This is a genomic window from Trichocoleus desertorum ATA4-8-CV12, assembly GCA_019358975.1.
Taxonomy (GTDB): Bacteria; Cyanobacteriota; Cyanobacteriia; order FACHB-46; family FACHB-46; genus Trichocoleus; species Trichocoleus desertorum_A.
On record JAHHIL010000003.1, the window covers coordinates 220,371 to 240,852 of the forward strand.

General features: G+C 50.6%; 21 protein-coding genes and 1 tRNA gene. 11 read left to right on the forward strand and 11 right to left on the reverse strand.

Translation table 11 applies throughout. The features are described 5' to 3' along the window. Window positions 1–65: 65 nt before the first annotated feature. Together psbA and KME12_05250 are read right to left on the reverse strand one after the other, a co-directional pair. Window positions 66–1,148, reverse strand: a complete 1,083-nt coding sequence (gene psbA / locus KME12_05245; protein ID MBW4487177.1) for a photosystem II q(b) protein — start codon at window positions 1,146–1,148, stop codon at window positions 66–68. 146 nt (window positions 1,149–1,294) lie between these two features. Beyond that, window positions 1,295–1,642: a histidine triad nucleotide-binding protein gene (locus KME12_05250; GenBank protein ID MBW4487178.1), complete on the reverse strand. Its 348-nt coding sequence runs from the start codon at window positions 1,640–1,642 to the stop codon at window positions 1,295–1,297. 214 nt (window positions 1,643–1,856) lie between these two features. On the opposite strand from KME12_05250, the gene KME12_05255 reads away from it, so the two are divergent. The 4 genes from KME12_05255 (at window position 1,857) to KME12_05270 (ending at window position 6,445) form a co-directional block, all read left to right on the forward strand. Beyond that, complete coding sequence (locus tag KME12_05255; GenBank protein ID MBW4487179.1) at window positions 1,857–3,386, forward strand: YifB family Mg chelatase-like AAA ATPase; 1,530 nt, start codon at window positions 1,857–1,859, stop codon at window positions 3,384–3,386. 115 nt (window positions 3,387–3,501) lie between these two features. After that, window positions 3,502–4,833 carry a C1 family peptidase gene (locus tag KME12_05260; GenBank protein ID MBW4487180.1) on the forward strand — a complete coding sequence of 444 codons (1,332 nt, stop codon included), beginning with the start codon at window positions 3,502–3,504 and terminating at the stop codon, window positions 4,831–4,833. A gap of 139 nt (window positions 4,834–4,972) precedes the next feature. Then, a tRNA-Glu gene (locus KME12_05265) sits at window positions 4,973–5,045 on the forward strand. A 104-nt stretch (window positions 5,046–5,149) separates the two neighbouring features. Beyond that, window positions 5,150–6,445: an adenylosuccinate lyase gene (locus tag KME12_05270; GenBank protein ID MBW4487181.1), complete on the forward strand. Its 1,296-nt coding sequence runs from the start codon at window positions 5,150–5,152 to the stop codon at window positions 6,443–6,445. 94 nt (window positions 6,446–6,539) lie between these two features. Here the strand turns inward: KME12_05270 and KME12_05275 are convergent, their stop codons facing one another. The 8 genes from KME12_05275 to KME12_05310 form a co-directional block, all read right to left on the reverse strand. Further along, complete coding sequence (locus KME12_05275) at window positions 6,540–6,914, reverse strand: hypothetical protein (protein MBW4487182.1); 375 nt, start codon at window positions 6,912–6,914, stop codon at window positions 6,540–6,542. Window positions 6,915–6,921: 7 nt separating this feature from the next. After that, entirely contained in the window at window positions 6,922–7,356 is a 435-nt protein-coding gene (locus tag KME12_05280; protein ID MBW4487183.1) for a Crp/Fnr family transcriptional regulator, read from the reverse strand. A 105-nt stretch (window positions 7,357–7,461) separates the two neighbouring features. Then, window positions 7,462–7,962, reverse strand: a complete 501-nt coding sequence (locus KME12_05285; protein MBW4487184.1) for a hypothetical protein — start codon at window positions 7,960–7,962, stop codon at window positions 7,462–7,464. Further along, a complete protein-coding gene (locus tag KME12_05290; protein ID MBW4487185.1) occupies window positions 7,962–9,212 on the reverse strand; it encodes a helix-turn-helix domain-containing protein in 1,251 nt (416 codons plus the stop codon). The genes KME12_05285 and KME12_05290 overlap by 1 nt, the downstream gene beginning before the upstream one ends. Further along, window positions 9,209–9,607, reverse strand: coding sequence for a response regulator (locus KME12_05295; protein MBW4487186.1), 399 nt, complete (start codon window positions 9,605–9,607; stop codon window positions 9,209–9,211). Before KME12_05295 ends, KME12_05290 begins: the two co-directional genes overlap by 4 nt. Before the next feature lie 431 nt (window positions 9,608–10,038). After that, window positions 10,039–10,995: a metallophosphoesterase gene (locus tag KME12_05300; protein MBW4487187.1), complete on the reverse strand. Its 957-nt coding sequence runs from the start codon at window positions 10,993–10,995 to the stop codon at window positions 10,039–10,041. Between the two features lie 7 nt (window positions 10,996–11,002). Beyond that, entirely contained in the window at window positions 11,003–11,767 is a 765-nt protein-coding gene (locus KME12_05305) for an SH3 domain-containing protein (protein MBW4487188.1), read from the reverse strand. 90 nt (window positions 11,768–11,857) lie between these two features. Beyond that, entirely contained in the window at window positions 11,858–12,922 is a 1,065-nt protein-coding gene (locus KME12_05310) for an SH3 domain-containing protein (GenBank protein MBW4487189.1), read from the reverse strand. A 74-nt stretch (window positions 12,923–12,996) separates the two neighbouring features. On the opposite strand from KME12_05310, the gene rsmA reads away from it, so the two are divergent. The 5 genes from rsmA (at window position 12,997) to KME12_05335 (ending at window position 17,150) form a co-directional block, all read left to right on the forward strand. Continuing rightward, window positions 12,997–13,830, forward strand: coding sequence for a 16S rRNA (adenine(1518)-N(6)/adenine(1519)-N(6))-dimethyltransferase RsmA (rsmA, locus tag KME12_05315; protein ID MBW4487190.1), 834 nt, complete (start codon window positions 12,997–12,999; stop codon window positions 13,828–13,830). After that, window positions 13,812–14,768 (forward strand): 4-(cytidine 5'-diphospho)-2-C-methyl-D-erythritol kinase, encoded by a 957-nt coding sequence (locus KME12_05320; GenBank protein MBW4487191.1) that lies wholly within the window; start codon window positions 13,812–13,814, stop codon window positions 14,766–14,768. Before rsmA ends, KME12_05320 begins: the two co-directional genes overlap by 19 nt. Before the next feature lie 30 nt (window positions 14,769–14,798). Beyond that, window positions 14,799–15,140 (forward strand): DUF3082 domain-containing protein, encoded by a 342-nt coding sequence (locus KME12_05325; protein MBW4487192.1) that lies wholly within the window; start codon window positions 14,799–14,801, stop codon window positions 15,138–15,140. Between the two features lie 647 nt (window positions 15,141–15,787). Further along, on the forward strand, window positions 15,788–15,988 hold the full coding sequence (locus KME12_05330) for a DUF2811 domain-containing protein (GenBank protein MBW4487193.1): 201 nt from the start codon (window positions 15,788–15,790) through the stop codon (window positions 15,986–15,988). Between the two features lie 430 nt (window positions 15,989–16,418). Then, entirely contained in the window at window positions 16,419–17,150 is a 732-nt protein-coding gene (locus KME12_05335) for a PHP domain-containing protein (GenBank protein ID MBW4487194.1), read from the forward strand. Between the two features lie 390 nt (window positions 17,151–17,540). Here the strand turns inward: KME12_05335 and KME12_05340 are convergent, their stop codons facing one another. Then, window positions 17,541–18,230 carry a response regulator transcription factor gene (locus KME12_05340; protein MBW4487195.1) on the reverse strand — a complete coding sequence of 230 codons (690 nt, stop codon included), beginning with the start codon at window positions 18,228–18,230 and terminating at the stop codon, window positions 17,541–17,543. A gap of 395 nt (window positions 18,231–18,625) precedes the next feature. Here KME12_05340 and KME12_05345 point away from each other — a divergent pair, with 395 nt between their 5' ends. Together KME12_05345 and KME12_05350 are read left to right on the forward strand one after the other, a co-directional pair. Continuing rightward, a complete protein-coding gene (locus KME12_05345) occupies window positions 18,626–19,726 on the forward strand; it encodes a peptidoglycan recognition protein family protein (GenBank protein MBW4487196.1) in 1,101 nt (366 codons plus the stop codon). Window positions 19,727–19,794: 68 nt separating this feature from the next. Further along, window positions 19,795–20,301 carry a TIGR00725 family protein gene (locus KME12_05350; protein ID MBW4487197.1) on the forward strand — a complete coding sequence of 169 codons (507 nt, stop codon included), beginning with the start codon at window positions 19,795–19,797 and terminating at the stop codon, window positions 20,299–20,301. Window positions 20,302–20,482 lie beyond the last annotated feature (181 nt).

Below are 20,482 nucleotides of genomic sequence, written 5' to 3' on the forward strand. Positions count from 1 at the left end.
ACTAGAAAGCAAAAAGCGCCCCCCTTGCGGAGAGCGCTCTTGGTTTCGCTAGAGACTAGCAGAGATTAACCGTGAATAGCAGGAGCGCTCAGCGCTACAGGAGCAGCTTCGCCAGCAGCTAGGTCGAGAGGGAAGTTGTGAGCGTTACGCTCGTGCATCACTTCCATCCCCAGGTTCGCACGGTTCAACACGTCAGCCCAGGTGCCAATCACTTGACCTTGAGAGTCGATGATTGATTGGTTGAAGTTGAATCCGTTCAGGTTGAACGCCATCGTGCTGATGCCCAAGGACGTGAACCAGATGCCGATCACAGGCCATGCACCCAAGAAGAAGTGCAGAGCCCGGCTGTTGTTGAAGGACGCATATTGGAAGATCAAGCGGCCAAAGTAGCCATGAGCTGCCACGATGTTGTAGGTCTCTTCTTCTTGACCAAACTTGTAACCGTAGTTCTGAGACTCGTTCTCGCTGGTTTCACGCACCAAGGAAGAAGTCACCAAGGAACCGTGCATCGCGGAGAACAGAGCGCCCCCGAACACACCTGCCACACCGAGTTGGTGGAAGGGGTGCATCAAGATGTTGTGCTCAGCCTGGAACACCAACATGAAGTTGAAGGTACCGGAGATGCCGAGGGGCATGCCATCGGAGAAGGAACCTTGGCCGATGGGGTAGATGAGGAAGACTGCGGTTGCGGCTGCGACAGGCGCAGAGTAAGCGACGCAGATCCAAGGACGCATGCCGAGGCGGTAGGAGAGTTCCCACTCACGACCCATGTAGCAGAAGACGCCAATGAGGAAGTGGAAAATCACGAGTTGGTAAGGGCCACCATTGTAGAGCCACTCATCGAGGGAAGCGGCTTCCCAGATGGGGTAGAAGTGGAGGCCGATCGCATTGGAGGAAGGCACCACGGCACCAGAGATGATGTTGTTGCCGTAGATGAGGGAGCCAGCGACGGGCTCACGGATACCATCGATATCGACGGGAGGAGCGGCGATGAAGGCGATGATGAAGCAGATGGTAGCAGAGAGCAGGGTTGGGATCATCAGGACGCCGAACCAGCCTACATAGAGGCGGTTGTCGGTGCTGGTGACCCAGTTGCAGAACTGCTCCCACAGGTTGGCGCTTTCGCGTCTCTGTAGAGTAGTAGTCATGTTTGGATGAGTGCTTATTACGAAATTAGATGAATCTATGTAAAGTAGGGCAACCCCCACTCCTTATAGATTAGTGGATTTGTTGAGCTTTGTAAAGCATATTCCTCATATTTTTAACTTTGGCTCCCTGCTGAGGCTCATTGTGGTCAACCCGGAGGCCACGCCATTGGACGACCGCCCAAGATGTGTACGTGGAGATGATGTACGGTCTGCCCACCATCTTCACCGTTGTTAATTACGACTCTGTAGCCGTTTGTTAAGCCTTCCTGCTCTGCGACTCGCTTTACCGTTAGCAACAGATGCCCCATCAGTGCATGATTCTGCGATTCAGCGTCGGAAAGCTTAGCGATCGCCTCTTTGGGAATCACTAGGATATGCACTGGAGCTTGCGGATTCACGTCCCGAAAAGCTAGGGCCAGGTTGTCCTCATAAACAATATCCGCTGGAATTTCCCGGCGAATAATCTTGCCAAAAATCGTGTCTGTCTCGCTCATAGCTAGAATTCCTTAAACTTAGCTGCAATTTTAAGGGCGATCGCAACCGCAGAAAGCCTCAAAAGCAAAAGGATGAGATTTGAGCGATTCCGAAATTAAGTTTTGATGTGAACACTCCCTTTCAAATGACTTGCCGTAAACAGTCGGTGTAAATGGATGTTGGTCGATTAGCGATCGCGGGCATTCTAGGGCTAGACGTCTCAGGAATGACCCAGTGCTGGCCAGGATTTGGAGCGCATCTCTAGTCGGGATCGATGCGGTAAAGGTTGGAGTCGAGGTAGATGTCTCTGGGGGGCTACCAGGCATTGTCTTAGTGGGCCTACCTGGGACTGAAGTCCAAGAATCGCGAGAACGGGTCAAAGCAGCTCTAAAGAATGCAGGCTATGCCTTCCCCATGCGCAAGATCGTGATTAACCTCACGCCAGCGGATCTGCGGAAAGAAGGCCCCAGCTTCGATTTACCGATTAGCGTAGGCATCTTAGCCGCCTCTGAGCAGGTAAGTGCAGAACTACTGGGCGATTATTTGTTCTTAGGAGAAGTCTCACTAGACGGCAGCTTGCGACCTGTAGCGGGGGTATTACCAATCGCCGCAGCCGCGCAACAAATGGGAATCACAGGCTTAGTTGTGCCCGTGGGTAACGCCTCCGAAGCAGCCGTGGTCAAGGGTTTGGCGGTTTACGGCTTTAAGAACTTAGCGGAAGTGGGCAACTTCCTGAATCAACCTGAGCAGTATTTGCCTGTGCAAGTAGATGGACAGGCAGCTTTGGCGCGATCGCAGTACACCGGACAAGACCTAAATGAAGTCAAAGGGCAAGCCCATGCCCGTCGCGCCTTAGAAATTGCGGCGGCAGGGGGGCACAATCTAGTTTTTGTCGGGCCTCCGGGCAGCGGCAAAACCATGCTAGCTCGACGACTGCCTGGGATTTTGCCACCCCTCACCTTTAGCGAATCGCTAGAAGTCACCCAAATTCACTCAGTCGCAGGCTTACTCAAAGAAAGAGGCTCCCTGGTCAGCGATCGCCCCTTTCGCAGTCCCCACCACTCTGCCTCTGGCCCCTCGCTCGTGGGCGGTGGTAGCTTTCCCAGACCTGGCGAGATTTCGCTGGCGCATCGCGGAATTTTGTTTCTGGACGAGCTTACTGAGTTTAAGCGAGATGTCTTGGAGTTTTTGCGACAGCCTCTAGAAGACGGACATGTAACCATTTCCCGCACGCGCCAATCGGTCTCTTTTCCTGCCCAGTTCACCTTAGTTGCCAGTACCAATCCCTGCCCCTGCGGCTACTTTGGCGACACGATTCAGCCTTGCACTTGTTCGCCCCGACAGCGGGAGCAATATTGGGCAAAACTCTCTGGCCCGTTGATGGACCGCATTGACCTACAAGTAGCGGTGAATCGGCTAAAGCCAGAAGAAATCACGCAGCAACCCCTAGGAGAAGACTCCGCCAATGTGCGGGAACGAGTGCAAGTAGCTCGCGATCGCGCTCAAACCCGATTTGAATCAGAACCCAGTTTGCGCTGCAATGCCGACATGCAAAGCCGCCACCTGAGAAAGTGGTGCTCACTGAATGATGCCGCCCGCAACATCTTAGAAGGAGCGATTCGTAAACTGGGACTCTCTGCTAGAGCCACCGATCGCATCTTGAAAGTCGCTCGCACGATCGCGGATTTGGCTGGGGAAGAACATCTGCAAACGCATCATGTCGCAGAGGCAATTCAGTACCGGACGATTGACCGGATGCAATAGCCAGATGTACACCGGACGCAATAGCCAAATGCAACAGCCGGATGCAACAGCCGGATGCAATAGAGGGTGCCATCCATTATTTCGCTGATCTCGCTAAAAATTAGGAGCATGGGTCATGTTTAGGCAAATTCGTCGTCCCCAGGGCAATCGCGTCGTCGTAGGGGGGTATCACCGCGATCGCCAAGATGACCGCGATCGTCGTTATGCTCGGCCTCGTAGCGTCAAGCAGAATAGCTTGCCCAAGTTTGTAGATTTGCGGCAGCACATGACCACCGTAGAAAGCCAAGGCGAGTTGGGAAGCTGTACAGCCAACGCGATCGCGGGAGCTTACGAATATTTAGCCAAGCGACTCACGGGGCAAAACTACGATATTAGTCGCTTGTTTATTTACTACATGGCCCGAAAATTCGATGGCTGTGAGCAAGAAGACAGCGGCGCAACCTTACGTCGGGGCATGAAAGTTTTGGCTAAGTATGGGGCTTGCTCTGAAGCTACCTGGCCCTACCAGATTGAAACTTTCTGTGATGAACCGCACGATGATGCTTTTCAAGAAGCGGCTGAGCACTTAATTGATGAGTACGATCGCATTGATGTTAACTTGCACGCAATGAAAGTCTGTCTAGCCGAGGGTTATCCCTTCGTCTTCGGCTCCGACATCTTTCAATCTTTTGAAGATCTGGATCATCGGGGGCACGTCAACCTGCCTTTACCCAGTGAAGAAAATTTGGGTGGTCACGCCATGCTTGCTTGCGGCTACTCAGACAAAGACCAAGTGTTTCTAGTTCGCAACTCCTGGGGTACAGAGTGGGGCGACAAAGGCTACTGCTACATGCCTTATGAGTACCTGACCAATTCAGACTTAACAGGCGATTGCTGGACCCTACGCCGTGCCAACAATCTCGATTTTTCAGACGGCATCAGCAGTAGCTATGAAGAAGGATTCTCGTTCTTTGATCTGCTAATCGAACTCCTCACAGGCACAGATGTCCCCACGGACGAAGCTAGTAATGAGGAAGAGTACGACGAAGAAGAAATAGACGAAGAGTACGAAGACGAGGAAGTAGACGAGGACGACGAAGAATCTGAAGAAGATGAGGAAGAGTACGAAGACGAAGAAGTAGACGAGGACGAAGAGGAAGAAGAGGACGAGGCAGACGAGAACGAGGACGAGTATGAAGATGAAGACGGGGGAGAGTATGAAGAGGAGTTTGAGGATGAAGACGAAGAAGTAGATGAGGACGAGGAAGAAGACGAGGCAGAAGACGAGGACGAGTATGAAGATGAAGGCGAAGAGGACGACGAAGAATCTGAAGAAGATGAGGAAGAGTACGAAGATGAGGAAGAGTACGAAGACGAAGAAGTAGAAGAGGACGAAGAAGTAGAAGAGGACGAAGAAGTAGAAGAGGACGAGTATGAAGACGAAGAGTACGAAGACGACGAGGAGTAGGGGCGATCGCCTGCTCACTCACACCCTTAAGTCACTAACTTTTTCAATTTAGGGACTTGCAAAACTCAAATCGTTCGTACTAGACTAATATTCCGCCGGGATACGCGAGCGGTTGAGGGCAACACCTTCAAGTCACCTAGCCCCCATCGTCTAGAGGCCTAGGACACCTCCCTTTCACGGAGGCGACGGGGATTCGAATTCCCCTGGGGGTATAAAAATAAAAAGGAGTTGCGGCTAAGCAGCTCCTTTTTTGTAATTGCAAGTTGCGGGTTGAGATAGCGCTAAAATATGACGGTTGTATTCTGCGACACGGGCTTTGATTGAGCGTTATACCCTGCCTGAGATGGGCGAACTCTGGACGGAGGCTTACAAACTCAAAACTTGGTTACAGGTAGAGATAGCAGTTTGTGAAGCCCAGGCCGAACTCGGATATATTCCGGCTGAAGCAGTTGAAGAAATTAAAGCAAAGGCGAACTTTGACCCCAAGCGGGTGCTAGAAATTGAAGCCGAAGTTCGTCACGATGTCATTGCCTTCCTCACCAATGTGAATGAATACGTCGGCGATGCAGGCCGTTACATTCACTTGGGCTTGACTAGCTCCGATGTGCTCGATACCGCACTGGCACTACAACTGGTGGCTAGCTTAGATGTGCTATTGGGTCAGCTCGAAGCCCTGATTCAAGCAATTCGTTACCAAGCTCAGCAGCATCGCGACACTGTCATGATTGGGCGATCGCACGGGATTCACGCCGAACCGATTACCTTTGGCTTCAAGCTGGCGGGTTGGTTAGCGGAAGTGTTGCGAAATCGCGATCGCTTGGTACGCTTGCGCGATGACGTAGCCGTGGGCAAGATTTCGGGTGCGGTGGGCACTTATGCCAACATCGACCCCCAAGTAGAAGCCTTGGCGTGTCAGAAGTTGGGGCTCAAACCAGACACTGCCTCGACTCAAGTCGTTTCGCGTGACCTCCATGCCGATTTCGTGCAAACCTTGGCGCTGTTGACAGCTTCAATTGAGCGCTTTGCCGTGGAGATTCGCAACTTACAGCGGACTGATGTGCTAGAGGTCGAGGAATTCTTTGCCAAAGGCCAAAAAGGTTCTTCTGCCATGCCCCACAAGCGTAACCCGATTCGCTCAGAGCGCTTAACTGGCATTGCTCGGATCATTCGGGGTTATGCAGTCGCGGCGATCGAAAACGTGGCGCTGTGGCATGAACGGGACATTTCCCACAGTTCGGTGGAGCGGGTGGTCTTCCCAGATGGCTGCACTTTAACCCACTTCATGTTGGTGGAAATCACCGAGCTAGTGAAGAACTTGCAGGTTTACCCCGAAAACATGCAACGCAACATGAACCTTTACGGTGGGGTTGTGTTCAGCCAGCGAGTACTCCTGACGCTGGTGGAAAAAGGCATGAACCGGGAAGAAGCCTATGCCACGGTGCAATCTTGTGCTCACACGGCATGGAACAAAGCCGATGGCAGTTTCCACGACTTGATCGCCAAAGATCCAAGAGTCACAGAGCGGCTATCACCAGAGGAAATTGAAGAATGCTTCAATCCTCAACACCATCTCCGCCACTTAGATCATATCTATCAGCGCTTGGGTATTTAACTTAGGAGCTTGAGCAGTGAGTGCAGTGCAGGGTTGCTGATGTAGCTCTGCACTTTTTCTAGTTGGACAAATTTGGGCAAATAATTAGACAAATTCAGACGGGACATAATTTCTGAAGCAGATTCATCAACTGCTGCCCATCTTCTGGGTAAGTCACATACTCGCGATCGCCTACCTGCACATCCTTACCTTCTAAATCCGCGCCGTACTGTTCTGCCAAAACGACAATCAGTGTGTTTTTGGGGAGCCCTGAGGTCTTACAAATCCGCTGTCCCATCTCAACAGTCTCCTCAATCGACTGCCTCCCATATTGGTTGAGCAAAATCAGATCGGGACAATGAAATCTACCCATCATCCGCTCGATCGCATCTTCTTCATCTAGAGCAATGATCACGTGATAACCTTGGCGCTTGAGATTGTGCTTCAGCAGGGGGCGGGTTTCGTCATCGGGTTCCACGACTAGAATCATAGGGGAGCTATCCTGTCTCTCGTTCATAGAAAATTTTGCGATCGCCTTTTAGTCCTAAAACTTGAGTCACGCCCGCTCGACGCACGCCCAACATGTCCGCAATAAATTCCAGCGTCAATTTCAACTCGTCTGAGTTCACTCGGTCTTGCACTTCCAGCAGCCAGCGGGCGAGGCGTTCTTCTAAGTTATGGAGACTATTGCAGGCGATTGTCTGCAAGATCTGCGCGATCAAGACTTGGGTATAGCGCAACATCACGCTGCGCAATTCTTTGTTGCGATCGAACTCTTCTTTTAGCCATCCCGCCTCTATTCGGAAAGCCTTGCCAGGGATCTGAACGATATATTCTGTTTGGGTCGTCTCAGATCCGCCCATGAAAGTATTAACACCGAGCACATCACGGTTGCTGACAACCCCTGTCTCTGCGGTGCTACCGTCTTTCATAGGAATGGTGATCGAGAGCATACAATCAACGGGGAAATAGAGGTGTTCAATCGTTTCACCTGGATGTGCGGAATTTTACCCCCTCAATGAATTATCTACTGAAGCTCACCTCAGATCCATTTGCGCCAATTCTAGGCGTTGGCGATCGAGCTTTGCGGCAGTGTGACGCATTTCCTCTAACACGAGCTGTTGCTCAAGGGTAGACTGGCGAACGTCTTCAGCCGTCCGTCGTAGCATCTCGGCTGCCACTCGCGCTTCCTCCGCCGCTTGTCGGGCTACTTCAGCCACTTGTCGGGCTTCCTCAGTTGCTTGTCGTAGGCTTTCTGCTGAGACCCGCAACCGCTCAGACAGTTGCCGCTGCGTCTCTGCCTCTATTCGTTCAGCCTCAGCACTGACCCGAATTTCTTCAGCAAGCAACCTTTGCTGCTCAGCCGCTTCATAATACGCCGCTGCTTGAAGGTGTTGCTGGGTTACTAAAGCTCGCTGAATTTCTGCTTGCTGCCTTTGCTGCTCTGCTGCCTGCCGTTGTTCTTCTGCTACTTGACGCTGCATCTCAGACGTATCATTGGTTCTAGAGCTTTGAGAAATGCTTGTTTGATGACCCATCACAATTGCACTCCTTGAGTCACGGGCAAATCTTCCCTCTTTATAGAGGTAACTTTGGCAGATGTAACTTTGCTAAGTGGGAGGACAGCTAGAGAAGCGCCACTGTTACCCTCCAGCAAAATGAAGTGATACTGGGAGTCTACTCTCAGTATTTGATGCTGCTGAAATTGTCTAAGTAGGCGGGTAATGGTGACTCTAGTGGTGCCACAAGCGATCGCGAGGTCTTCATGAGTCAGGCGCACGCTTAGCCGAGTCCCCCCAGTAATCGGCTGCCCCACTTCCTGCTTTAATAACTGCAACAAACTGTATAAGCGGTCTGAAACTCGGAGTTGACCATAAACAGTTAACAACAGCTCAGTTTGTTTAAGCCGTTGGCTAATTTGCGGCAGAAGGCGTTGCTGTAGCTCCGGAGAGGTCGCGTAATCGCTAAGGGGAATGCACCATAGCTGAGTATCAGCCAGGGCAGTCGCTTCATAGAGCGTTAGGGCAGTGAGGCTAGGGCCGAAGGGCGCTGCAGCCCCTGCTAAGCCAACCAATATTTCTTGTCCTGTTTGCGAAAAAGTGGTTAATTTCACCAGTCCTGACTGCACCTGCCAAATTCCTTGCAGACTTAAAGGAATGGTTTCCCCTTTGTGATAGGTTCGCAAAGGATAGCTCAGGTTAGGGGTATGGTCAGACGGCTGATGATCGCTGAGATAGCGCAAGAGCCAGCGCAGCAGGGGTGGTTGGCTAGAGTCTTGGCAACTTACTTCGACCAGAATGCTGGCATTAAAGGCAACGCCTTGATGTGGCTGCAATTGCACCTGCCATTCATGTTTCCAAGATCTTTGTTGGAGCCGTTGTAGCTCACCTTGAAACTGTGGCCGAGTTTCTTGAGGCACAAAAGCTGTGAGTAAGCGACCTGTGATTAAAGAGGGTGGAAGATTCAATAACTTGGTAGCCGCTTGATTGGCTTGCTGAATGACCCCAGCAGCATCCGTGATCAAACAAGCATCTGGAATGAATTCCAACAATTCTTGATAGCGTTGGCGCTCAGTTGCGACGCTTTGGCTAGCCAATAATAGTTGCTGATTCTGCTGGTTGAGTAAGTTGGCTGCCACCTGAAGTCGCTCAGAGGCAATGCCTAGTTCTTTTAGGGCTGAGGGTAATAGAGTGGGCGATAAGGTAGAAGAGGTGCCGATGCCTTTATATAAATCGCTTAAGCGATCGGACATCGCGGCTACCTGTTGCGTAAAGGTGGTTGCATTCATGTTGTAGGCACCAGTTGATAGGATTCAGTTAGGTCAGCAACCGTGGCAATTAACTCGTCAATATCAACAGGTTTAGCTAAAAGCTTGCGAAAGCCAACGGCTAGGGCATGATCACGGTCATCCTTCCTGTGGTATCCAGTCAGGGCGATCGCGGGGATGTGAGCTTGGTGTCTACTCTCTAGAGCTTTTACCTGCGGCATCAGGGAGTAACCATCCTGGCCGGGTAAGGCAAGTTCGCTGATTAACAGATCTGGTTTAATATCTTGCAGAATTGCTAGCGCTTCGCAGGCCGAGGCTGCAGCAATCGTCCTGATTCCATAAATTGCAAACAGCGCAGTCAGCAAATGTCTAGAATCGGGGTCGTTATCAACCACTAGCACTTGTAACTCTTTCATCAACCTTGGAGGGCAAGTTGTCTCCGTAGGTCTGGTCTTATTAGAGAAGGTACAGCCAAACTCGGCAGATAATGGGCACATACAATTCTGCTCAAAAGACAAAAGTGCTTGATTCGTTGTCTAGTCGTTTAGATGAGTTAAGTTTTTAAGCTTAAAAGCTGCAAGTTCTATTCAGTGACTCGATTGAAGGCCATCAGTCAGGTTCGGCACTTGCAACCCAAATACTGATCTTCTTTGAGAATAAGGCGATCGCTGAAAAGATTCAGTACGATTTCGTACGAACAGATTCCTCGTTCGGTTTTTACGTAAATGCTAGTTGTCTCCGCTCAGGGCGCAGGAAATACGACAGCCCTGCTGGCGCTCCCCGGTGCGATCGCCTACGCCTCAATGCTCTTAGTCAGCTTTGACACCACCAGCACGCAGCAACTCCCTCAGTGACAAGGGTTGCTACCGGAGTCTGCAAAACTCTTGCCAGCTACAGAAATAAAGCGCCAATCATAGCTGGTTGGGTGCAAGGTCAGTTTCAAGACGCCATAGGTATCGGCGTTTTGCACCTGGCTATTCGGTTGAATCTCATCCAATTCATAGTGATTCTTACCCCCGGTTCCCACCACAAACTGACGTATACCGCGATCGGGGTCTAGCTTGCCTTGCGGAGTTTGGGGAGCAAAACGCTCATAGTGATGGTCATGCCCTGCCAAGGCAACATCTACGCCCGCAGCATAAAGCGTTTGCCAAAAAGCCTGAGTGTTGGGGTCGTTGCCATGATGCCCAGAAGAGAAGCGGGGGTGATGCCAATAAGCTAAGGTGCATTTCCTCGGGTGCGCTGCCAAGTCTGCTTTGAGCCATCGCTCTTGAGGTGAACCTCGATGGCACCCCCCTACCTGGGAGCAATTAGAATTCAGCGCAATGATGTGCCACTGTCCAAGGTCGTAACTATAATACCCCTGCTGCGGATCGCCTGCGGCTGCCCCAAAGTAGCGGTAATAGGCAGCAGCGCCCGGAGTGGCGTACTCATGATTGCCTACGACTGGCCGAGTAATCGACTTAAGCTTGCCCCAACTAGGGTCATAAGATTTTTGAAAGCCCTCAGCGCTGCCAACTTCGTATTGCAAATCACCGAGGGGCAAAACAGCGGCTAGATCTTCGTTGAGTAAAAGCTGGGCTGTCGCCTGCATCCGGCAAGCTGTGGCGGTTCCTCGTCCCTGGTTAAAGTTGGGGCTGTTGGGATCGCAAGCGATGTCTCCCGCTGCCGCGATCGCTGGAGCAGTTCCTGCCACTCTAGTTTCTGTCACTCTATTAGATTGCGTCTGCTTCACCTGATTGGCAACCCAATAACTTCCCGATGCCAATCCCACAGCTAGAAGCAACACTACAACTGGACGCATAGATTCCCTATTTCACTTGAGCGGAGAAGGCATAATCGTAGCCTTTGAAGTTTGAGTCTAGCTCCAAGGTGTACTCTCCGGTAGCGGGAAGTTCACCAGTCCAGTTTTGCCGATTTTCATCATAATTCTCGGAAATCAAAGGCTGGCCTGTGGGAGCCAAGATGTTAGGGAAGACATCTTTTTGATTCGTAACGGTTAAGGTTTGGCCTTGATTAGCCCTGAATACATACTTGTGGCTACCAGTGCCGACAAAGCGATCGGCGATCGCCACCGTTCCACCTGCTTGAGGAAGCGCAATCCGGGCTGTCTTTTGGTTGCAATTGCTCTCAGTCCGATTTTTGGCGACCCAACCCGCAACTTCATTGCCATCCAATGACCTGATCTGAAACCAGCCATCTCTCTCGGCCACTACTGACAGCCAAGAGCCGTTTTTGAGAGTGCCGACTACATTATCAGGTTGAACTTCTGGCTCAGAACGAATATTTAGAGGGGGATTGGGATCAGCCGCGATCGCCTGAGTTACGACACAGTTTTCCACCTGTACAGCTGGCTCACCGTCCTGAGCATTATTAACGGGAAAAGACTTGAGGGGTTGCGCCGTCGAGGGAGGAACGGCTGCGGGACTAGAGCCTGGAGTCGCTGGGGTTGTGGGGGCTGTCGGGCTGGGGCTCGCTGTTAAGTCCGGTTCGGGGGCTGAAGCGCAGGCAACACAGACCAAGGACACCAGTGTGAGCAGACCAGTTCCAAGCATTCTGTGAAATTGAGGAGGCATATGAATGAAATCCGTAGAGGGGTTGGATGGAGGAATTGAGGTCAAGGTTCTACAGAGTCTCAGAGCCAGAATTCAACCAACCGATGAAGCTCAGTCAAGTTGGACTGAAAAGGCATAATCATAGGGTTGCGATCGAGAATCGAGCTTGAGCTTGTAGGTGCCACTGAGCGGTAGTTTGCCTGTCCAGCGTGTGGGCCAATTGCTTGTCTCAACCAGCAAGGTACCGTTTGGGGCCATGATGATGGGTAAAGGGCCTAAGCCGCCAGTATCAATTGTGAGAGTTTGCCCTTGAACTGCGCTCAGCAGGTATTGGTGGACTCCCGAACTAGCAAAACGGCCAGCCACCGTAGTAGGACGGTTATTGTCAGCGAGGGTAATCGACTTGGTTTTATTGTCGTAGTTTCCACTCGTGTGGCCCTGCTGCTCAATGGTGGCCTTTACCACTGGTGTTAACTTCTCTTTCCAGAAGCGAATCTCCGGAAACCCATTCACTTGGCTCAAGACATCTTGCCATCGCTGCTCTTCGAAAGCTTGTTGCGCGGCTTGAAAGCGAGTTTTTGCCTGTTGCCAATCTTGTTGCCACTGGGCGATCGCTAGCTGAGCTTCGGCATAGGCAAGGCTATCTTGGGGCACCGCTTTGGCTAAAGCCATTGCCACCTCCAAATTACCTGCTTGGTATTGCTCGGTGGCGGTCGCTAACAAAGTAGGGCCAGCATCTGCAGGCTGGCTAGAGCTAGCAGGAGCCGAGGTAGATCCGCGAGCAGGAACGCCATTAGCTGTGGGGCAACTCGTGAGAGTCCGAGTTTTGTAAACCCAACCTGCAATCGGAGTGTTGACTTGAAACCATTCGTCTTGTTCTAGCACTACAGACAGGCGGGTGCCATTGGCGAGCTGTCCCACCACATTGCCTGAGGCGACCACTGGGCTAGAGCGCACATTTAAGGGTGGCATCGGATCGCTGACTAAGGTGAGGCAACTTTGCGACTGAATCACTTTTGCAGAGGCCCTTTCGGATATCCCGATTGATGGCTCAGTGGAGTTAGTGCTGGGGTTTGCGGCAGGAACCGAGCTCTGATGCACCCTGTAACTGAGTCCTGCTACGGTTGCGATCGCCACTATCCCGGAGCCCACCAAAAGGGGAAGCTTCAGTTTCATAACTTCAATGCTGTTGTGATACACCCAAATCCAATTTTCTCAAAGAAGTGCGATCGCCCTCGTAGAATAAACTAATGGCACCTCCGACTCGAAAACAATTTGGTCAGCATTGGTTGCGGAGCGAAAAAGCTCTCAATCAAATCATTAAGGCTGCGGCTCTATCACCAAGCGATCGCGTGCTGGAAATTGGCCCTGGCACAGGCATTTTAACGCGGCAATTACTACAACAAGCCCAATCAGTTGTGGCGGTAGAAATTGACCGAGATTTATGTGCGCTATTAGCCAAGAAATTAGGCTCAACAGCCAACTTTTTATTGCTCCAAGGTGATTTTTTAACTTTAGACTTAGAGGCTCATTTAGCAGCTTTTCCACAGTTTCAAGCTCCTAAAAAAGTTGTTGCCAACATTCCCTATTACATTACTGGACCCATTCTAGAAAAGCTGTTAGGCAATATCGCTGAGCCTGCTGCCTCGCCGCTAGAATCGATTGTGTTATTGGTGCAAAAAGAAATTGCCGATCGCCTGTGTGCCAAACCCGGTTCTAGAACTTATGGCGCTTTATCGGTCCGGGTACAGTATTTAGCGGCGTGTGAGTTCATTTGTGATGTCCCTGCCAAAGCATTTGAGCCGCCACCCAAGGTAGATTCGGCTGTGGTGCGCTTACGCCCCCGACCCACAGAACCACCTGCCCAAGATCCCAAACAACTAGCTAGTTTGGTCACAATGGGCTTTGCTACCAAGCGCAAGATGTTGCGAAATAATTTGAAAAGTGTGATCGATCGCGATCGCCTGACTCAATTGCTGGAACAATTAAACGTGAACCCGCAAGTTCGCGCCGAAGATTTGAGCGTGGCTGAATGGGTGGCTTTAAGTAATTTGTTGACACCTGCATGCGCTCCTACTCCTTAACTGCCGCAGCCAAAATTAATCTGCACCTAGAAATCATTGGCGATCGCCCAGATGGGTTCCATGAGTTGGCAATGGTGCTCCAAAGCGTTGACCTCTGCGATCGCATTGATTTGCGCCCACTTTCTACCGACCACATCCGAGTGCATTGCAACCATCCAGAAGTTCCGATCGATCAGCGAAATTTAGCTTATAAAGCCGCAGCGCTGATGGCCGCAGAATTTCCTGACACCTTTGCTCAGTATGGTGGCGTAGAAATCAATATTCATAAACAAATTCCGGTCGGGGCTGGCTTGGCAGGGGGTTCAACCAACGCAGCAGCAGTGCTGGTCGGATTAGACCTGATGTGGCAACTGGGCCTGACCCAGTCAGAACTGCAAGAACTAGGGGCTCGCTTAGGCTCAGATGTGCCCTTTTGCATTGTCGGCGGCACCATGCTAGCGACAGGCCGTGGCGAAGAACTCGCGCCTCTACCAGACCTAAACCAGCTCCATGTCGTTCTGGCTAAGTACCGCAGCCTTTCGGTCTCTACCGCTTGGGCCTACCAAACCTTTCGGCAGCAGTTTGGTCATACTTACGTGTCCAATACTCAGGAGCTAGAAACCCGGAGACAGCGGGTGCACTCAGGCCCGATGGTAGCGGCGATCGCTCATCGCAACAGCACTGACATTGGTCAACGCCTCTACAACGACCTAGAGCGAATTGTGTTGCCAGAATATCCCCAAGTGTTGCGTTTACGAGAGCAGTTTCAGCAGCAAGGCGTATTAGGTACGATGATGTCTGGTTCTGGCCCTACGGTTTTCGCGCTTACCGAATCGTCCGCCCAAGCCGAACAAGTACGAGATCGGGTAAAAGCGGCGATCGCAGACACAGATCTAGAACTTTGGACGGCTCCACTCACCAATACCAGTATTCGGATTGCCTCTTCCCGCTCGGTTTAATCTGCCTGTCCCCTTTCTACAGGAAAAATTATGGCTAACCTCACGCCTCCTCCTAAGTCCAACTCAGATTCAGAAGCTCAAGCCCTTCCTGGCCCCTTCCGTTGTTTGAGCGGTGCTTTGATTGCAGGTAGCCTTGCCTTTGCTGGCTACAAACTCACGATGTCGATCGCCGCCACCTTTGCAGCTAAACCCATTCACTCCGATAGCACTGTCGTACTCAATATTGCTTCTGCCGTCCGAACTCTAGTGGTTGGAATCGTAGCGCTAGGCGCAGGCGTATTTGGCTTCGCGGCTTTGGGTTTACTGGCATTGGGTGTGCAAGTCACGCTCCAACGATTAAGCCAGCCTCATCCTCCCGCCGATCCTTCCTAGGTGATGCCAAAAAACTTGCTTAACACTCGCAAGCGCTCTCTACCGCTGGGATCACCTGTCTGAGGCCATTCCCAAGTTTTCTGCCCTGCTTAACTAGCCGCCCTGCTGATTTTTTTGTAATTCTTATCATTCCCTAAACTTTTTCCCACCTTTTCCACAAGCTTTCCACAGAAACAGCCTAGGTTTTCCACAGGTTAGTCAAAGTTTTCCACAGGCAAAGTGGGTGAGACCTTAGCTTTGTGCCAATTTGGGGATTTTTCAGTTAACCCCCTTCAGAAATGAGAGTAGCTAGATTTTTGTAAACAAAAGTAACAAGAAAAGCCCTTAAACATTGATTCTCTCGTAAATCTTTTTTTTATCTAAAAGCGATCGCAACATTTCGAAGCATTGACAACCCTCCCCCCTGATAGCGCAAAATGATGCGACCCACTTAAATGCAACGCGGAGTTCCGATGATCGTAGTTGGAGCCCGTAGCAGTTGCTGAGCGCGCTAGCTTAACCTGACAGCTGATGTCCCATCAGATTGTGGGTGAAAGGTGTTACCGCAAGCTAGATCGGCGCTACTTTCTGCTGTAACCCTTTTGCTGTAAGACAAGCGCTAAGCCACATCCCATCCAGTTCACCTTGGTCCAAGAGTAGAGGTTCTAATGAACGCAACCGTCAGCATCCTGGCAGAAATTCCTGAAGCCCTTCACGAATCTCTTTCCCACTATCTCGAATCCCATCCTGATTGGGATCAAGACCGTGTCTTTGCGGCAGCATTGTCGCTGTTTTTACTTCAAAACGGAGATGGCGATCGCCGAGCCGCCCGCGTTTATCTCGATACTTTATTTAAACACCCTGTTTAAGTCTCTCTGGAAAGTTCCCACTTCAGCCCCGCTCGGCTGAATTTGGGTTAAGCTTGATGCACCTACTTCAAAAATTTCATTGTTAAGTTCAAAACCGCTCAAGACCGCTCATTGATATCCAGCCTGGGTGTAGCTTCCCTGCTCAGCCGAATATAGGCTCTCGCTGCATTAAGGTAGGGCCTAGGATTGAAAGCATCAACCACTCACCACATTCAAGGCAATGCTGCTCAGGCTGGAGCGGCTTTATTCCATCAGAACTTTTGACTACTTTCAGGCTTTGCTCTACCCGTTTCCTAGCCCTCACTTCAGTTAGATGGGCTTAATGTAATCGTTTCCCAACTTCGGGAAGATTCGGTGTTCAATTGCATCCCGATGACCAAGTTTAAACTTGGCTATAGTAGACGAACTGACCTTAATTTACTAGGCGCATATGGCGGTTAATCCTGCTCCGGTTGCTGTTTCTAGGCCAGCAGCGCAGAACATGCCAGCTCTCAGACGGGTCTTGGCAACAATTCGTGCTGATAGCTGTCCTCGCTCTTTCAATTTCCACATGCACACGGTTCATTCCGATGGTCAACTGCAACCGGAAGATTTGATTGAACAGGCGATCGTGATCGGTCTGAAAGGTTTAGCGATCACGGATCACCACAGTGTCAGCGGCTACCGAGTGGCCCAGCAATACTTAGATGACTGGAAGTGGCGCTCCAGCTCTGTCAGAGGCGCTAGCACTAATGCTTGTCAATCAGTGCCTTACCTATGGACAGGCGTGGAAATCAACGCGAATCTTTTAGGGATCGAAGTTCACATTCTGGGCTATGCTTTTGACCCCACCCATCCCTGCTTGCAGCTTTATCTGCAACACCGATCGGTTCAGGGGAATGCTTACCAGGCAGCGAGTGTCATCGGTGCAATTCAGAGGGCTGGGGGTTTAGCAGTGTTGGCCCACCCCGCCCGCTATCGGCGATCGCCCGTAGATTTGATTCAAGCGGCGGCTCACTTAGGGATCGATGGCGTGGAAGCTTACTATGCCTACAACAACCCCAACCCCTGGAAACCAAGTCCCGACCAAACACAGCAAGTTCAGCAATTAGCAGCTCACCACCAGCTCTTGAACACCTGTGGGACCGACACCCACGGCCTGAACTTACTACAGCGCCTGTAACCCTAATAATCACTTTTGCTGAAGCACTGGAGATAGCGACCGAATAGACTACCTCTCAGTAGCTCCTGCAATTTTATATTTGAAAAGTTTGGTTCTAAAAATCAAGAAGCGTAAAGTTTTCTTATCTCAAGGCTCCACTTTGCAGAGCCACTAAGCCCACAATACCAATACTGCTAACTACCAAAAGTAAGCCCATCGAGAGTGATTGACCCAAATGTTGAGAAGATTTCATAGCGGTCTCCACGTCTAAGGAATTCTACTGAGAATATCAGTCCTTCTCAGATTGAGACCTAAGATGACGAAAACTTAATCTAAATCCATCTAAGTTAAAAATATTCTAGGTTCCAGCTCATTACTTCTTGAATATTTGTAACTACTCTGAAGAAGCAATCATTTCGTCAAGCCATGCTCAAGGGCGTACCGTACTAGTTCAGTTCGGCTATTGGTTCCAGTTTTGCTGAATAGGCGGCTGACATACTTTTCTACGTTCCGCACACTGGTATCGAGGCGACGAGCAATTTCCTTATTCATCAAGCCCTCGGAGACAAGGTCAAGAACGCTCTGCTCACGCGGAGTAAAATCAATCGGAATCGACGTTGGAGTGGTTGAGATCCCGTTGCGCTGCGTCAAGAGGGCTTTAATCTCAGCAATCTGACGAGCCATATCAGCAATATCTGGAGTGTCTCCATCCTCAGTGCCCGTTCTAGAAGTTCGTCGCTCTAACAGATTCTCCACGATCGCAACTAGTTCATCTGGGTCAAAGGGTTTGGGCAGATAAGCATCACAGCCTGCTTGGTATCCCTGAATGCGATCGCTAGTCATGCCTCTAGCTGTCAAGAAGACCACGGGCAGCGTTTTAAAGCGTGGATCTTCCCGCATTTGTTTGAGAAACTGGTAGCCGTCTACTTGCGGCATCATTACATCAGAAATCACTAGGTCAGGTAACCTTTGTTGTAAAAGTTGCCAGCCTTCTTGAGCATTACCCGCAACATCTACAGCAAAACCGCTGTCTTCCAAATAAGCCTGCACTGCCTCGCGCAAACCTGGTTCATCATCTACCAACAGCACCTGTCCCGCCATCAATTTTTACCTACTATCTAGCCCTTATTATTGTCTAAGTAGTTGCCATTAAAAGTCTCTATCGGGGGCAAGAAATCTGCCATTTTAGCGACTTTAGGTAACAGCTTGCGTCCTGAATCGATGAGTTTAACTTCATTCAATTCGGCTCAGAATTGCGATAACCAATCATCAAATCAACTCTAAAAAACAATCAATCTAAGGGAATCGACCTGTACTTGAATTATAGGCTACTCAGTAGTAGGAACTCAGCCTCAACCAAGCTTTAGCCCTATCTGCGCTGAAATTAGCCTTTGAATTCAACTGAAATCTCTTTATAAAAAAAACTAGTATTTCATTCAGCGACTAGACCTTCTGCTTCCATAATTTCTTTACAGCTGCTCTAAGGTGCAACACGAATGCTCAAAGTTCTTCAAGCCCCCACAGCTCCGGTGCTAGTTAAGCAGAAATTCTCCATAGTAGGGACTACCTCTGCCGAAAATGCTGGCAAAATAATTGCTTTAACCATTGATGACCAAATCAAAACTTCCGGACCAGCCGTGGGACAAGATGGGGCTTGGCGGGTGGAGTTTGTGTTTTTACAACCCGGTAACCGTCAGCTAGAAGTGGCGATCGCAAATGAAAGCGTCGATGTGCCGATCGAAGTGGTGGCTGAGGCTCCAAAACCCATCATCTCGTCTCGCCTGCGCTTTGCTCTCCTGCCTAAAAACGTGCGTGCAGAAGCAGCGTTTATTCTGAGCGGTTTTGCAGATGCTTACCAAGATGGGGATCAGTTAATTCTTAGAGCTGACAAAAGGATCGAACTGGCTCGTCCACGAGTCCAAGCAGGGCGATGGCAAGCGAGTCTGCTATTGCATGGGTCTGGCAAGCGCCTGATTGAGATTATTGGCTCCGACCAAGACCGAGCCCAAACCACCTTAGAGGTTCTGCCTGCGGAATTACAAGTTCAGCCGCGCAGCATTTGGACCAACAAACCAACTCCTTCTGACGTAGCCAACCTGCAACCCCAGCGGATTACAATTCATCACACTTTCATTAGCCCGACTTTGTCGCCTAGTGCTAGCCAGAACACAGAAATTCAGCGGATGCGGCAGCTCTGGCAAGGCCATGTAGGCGGTAATGGCTGGAGCGATATTGGCTATCACTACGTGATCATGCCTAGTGGCAGAATTTATGAAGCTCGCTTTGAGCGCAAACGGGGTGCTCACGATGTAATTAATGATGGGCTGGGAGTCGCCTTTGATGGAGTTTACAGCAGCGCTACCATCACTCCTACGCAATTTCAATCGGCTGTGGCTCTTTGCACCACGTTGTGCAAGCGCTATGGCATTAATGACCCGGTGAAACTTGTCCCAACCCCTACCAATGCCTTTGGGATTCGCCAACTTCCCCGGATTTGTGCCCATCGCGATCGCGTTCAAACGGAGTGCCCCGGTTCTGGAGCGGGTCGCACAGTTCGGCTAGAAGAACTTCGTCAAGCTGTAAAACAACGGCTTTAGTTTTCAGGCAAGCGCGCCTGGATCTTGAAGCTTCAACAGCACTTTACCTAATTAATCGCAGTAAAATCATGCCAAAAGTGGTCATTGGAGTCATGGGGCCTGGCCCTACAGCAACTGCAACAGACCTACAAAACGCCTATACAGTAGGTCAACTTATTGCTGCCGAAGGCTGGGTTTTGCTGACGGGGGGACGCAACAGTGGCGTGATGCATGCCGCTAGCCAAGGTGCCAAACAAGCAGGCGGACTCACGATAGGAATTCTGCCCACGGCTGACAAGAGCGCCCTATCAGATGCGATCGATATTGCAGTTTTGACAGATATGGGCAGTGCCCGCAACAACATTAATGTTCTCTCTAGCGAGGTTGTGATTGCCTGCGGCATGGGTGCGGGTACGGCCTCAGAAATTGCCCTCGCGATCAAGGCTCAGAAAAAAGTCATTTTGTTAAACGAGAACGACCCTAGCCAAACTTTTTTTCGAGATCTAGCGCCTGAGGCTGTATTCGTCGTGGATCAACCAGCGGCGGCGATAGAAATAGTCAAAGCAATTGGCCGTGATCGCCCAGTCTTCAACTAACATCAACTTCTCTGATCCGTGGCGCATATTTCTCTCTTCAAATCTTCAAAGTCTAGTTCTATAACCCTGGGGCGAATGTTAAAGGACGCTCACAAGCCTATCGTGAAAAGAGCGCTCAATGCGGGCAAGCTAGATTTTAGGCACGAAACACCGAACTATACGGCTGGGGTAATTGTTGTGG

Coding starts and splice junctions, on each gene's coding strand:
- KME12_05295 (MBW4487186.1), bottom strand. CDS start 9,607: ATGAAAGAGTTACAAGTGCTAGTGGTTGATAACGACCCCGATTCTAGA.
- KME12_05285 (MBW4487184.1), bottom strand. CDS start 7,962: ATGGGTCATCAAACAAGCATTTCTCAAAGCTCTAGAACCAATGATACG.
- KME12_05350 (MBW4487197.1), top strand. CDS start 19,795: ATGCCAAAAGTGGTCATTGGAGTCATGGGGCCTGGCCCTACAGCAACT.
- KME12_05250 (MBW4487178.1), bottom strand. CDS start 1,642: ATGAGCGAGACAGACACGATTTTTGGCAAGATTATTCGCCGGGAAATT.
- KME12_05280 (MBW4487183.1), bottom strand. CDS start 7,356: ATGAAAGACGGTAGCACCGCAGAGACAGGGGTTGTCAGCAACCGTGAT.
- KME12_05290 (MBW4487185.1), bottom strand. CDS start 9,212: ATGAATGCAACCACCTTTACGCAACAGGTAGCCGCGATGTCCGATCGC.
- KME12_05300 (MBW4487187.1), bottom strand. CDS start 10,995: ATGCGTCCAGTTGTAGTGTTGCTTCTAGCTGTGGGATTGGCATCGGGA.
- KME12_05345 (MBW4487196.1), top strand. CDS start 18,626: ATGCTCAAAGTTCTTCAAGCCCCCACAGCTCCGGTGCTAGTTAAGCAG.
- KME12_05340 (MBW4487195.1), bottom strand. CDS start 18,230: ATGGCGGGACAGGTGCTGTTGGTAGATGATGAACCAGGTTTGCGCGAG.
- KME12_05320 (MBW4487191.1), top strand. CDS start 13,812: ATGCGCTCCTACTCCTTAACTGCCGCAGCCAAAATTAATCTGCACCTA.
- KME12_05310 (MBW4487189.1), bottom strand. CDS start 12,922: ATGAAACTGAAGCTTCCCCTTTTGGTGGGCTCCGGGATAGTGGCGATC.
- KME12_05305 (MBW4487188.1), bottom strand. CDS start 11,767: ATGCCTCCTCAATTTCACAGAATGCTTGGAACTGGTCTGCTCACACTG.
- psbA (MBW4487177.1), bottom strand. CDS start 1,148: ATGACTACTACTCTACAGAGACGCGAAAGCGCCAACCTGTGGGAGCAG.
- KME12_05260 (MBW4487180.1), top strand. CDS start 3,502: ATGTTTAGGCAAATTCGTCGTCCCCAGGGCAATCGCGTCGTCGTAGGG.
- rsmA (MBW4487190.1), top strand. CDS start 12,997: ATGGCACCTCCGACTCGAAAACAATTTGGTCAGCATTGGTTGCGGAGC.
- KME12_05330 (MBW4487193.1), top strand. CDS start 15,788: ATGAACGCAACCGTCAGCATCCTGGCAGAAATTCCTGAAGCCCTTCAC.
- KME12_05325 (MBW4487192.1), top strand. CDS start 14,799: ATGGCTAACCTCACGCCTCCTCCTAAGTCCAACTCAGATTCAGAAGCT.
- KME12_05275 (MBW4487182.1), bottom strand. CDS start 6,914: ATGATTCTAGTCGTGGAACCCGATGACGAAACCCGCCCCCTGCTGAAG.
- KME12_05335 (MBW4487194.1), top strand. CDS start 16,419: ATGGCGGTTAATCCTGCTCCGGTTGCTGTTTCTAGGCCAGCAGCGCAG.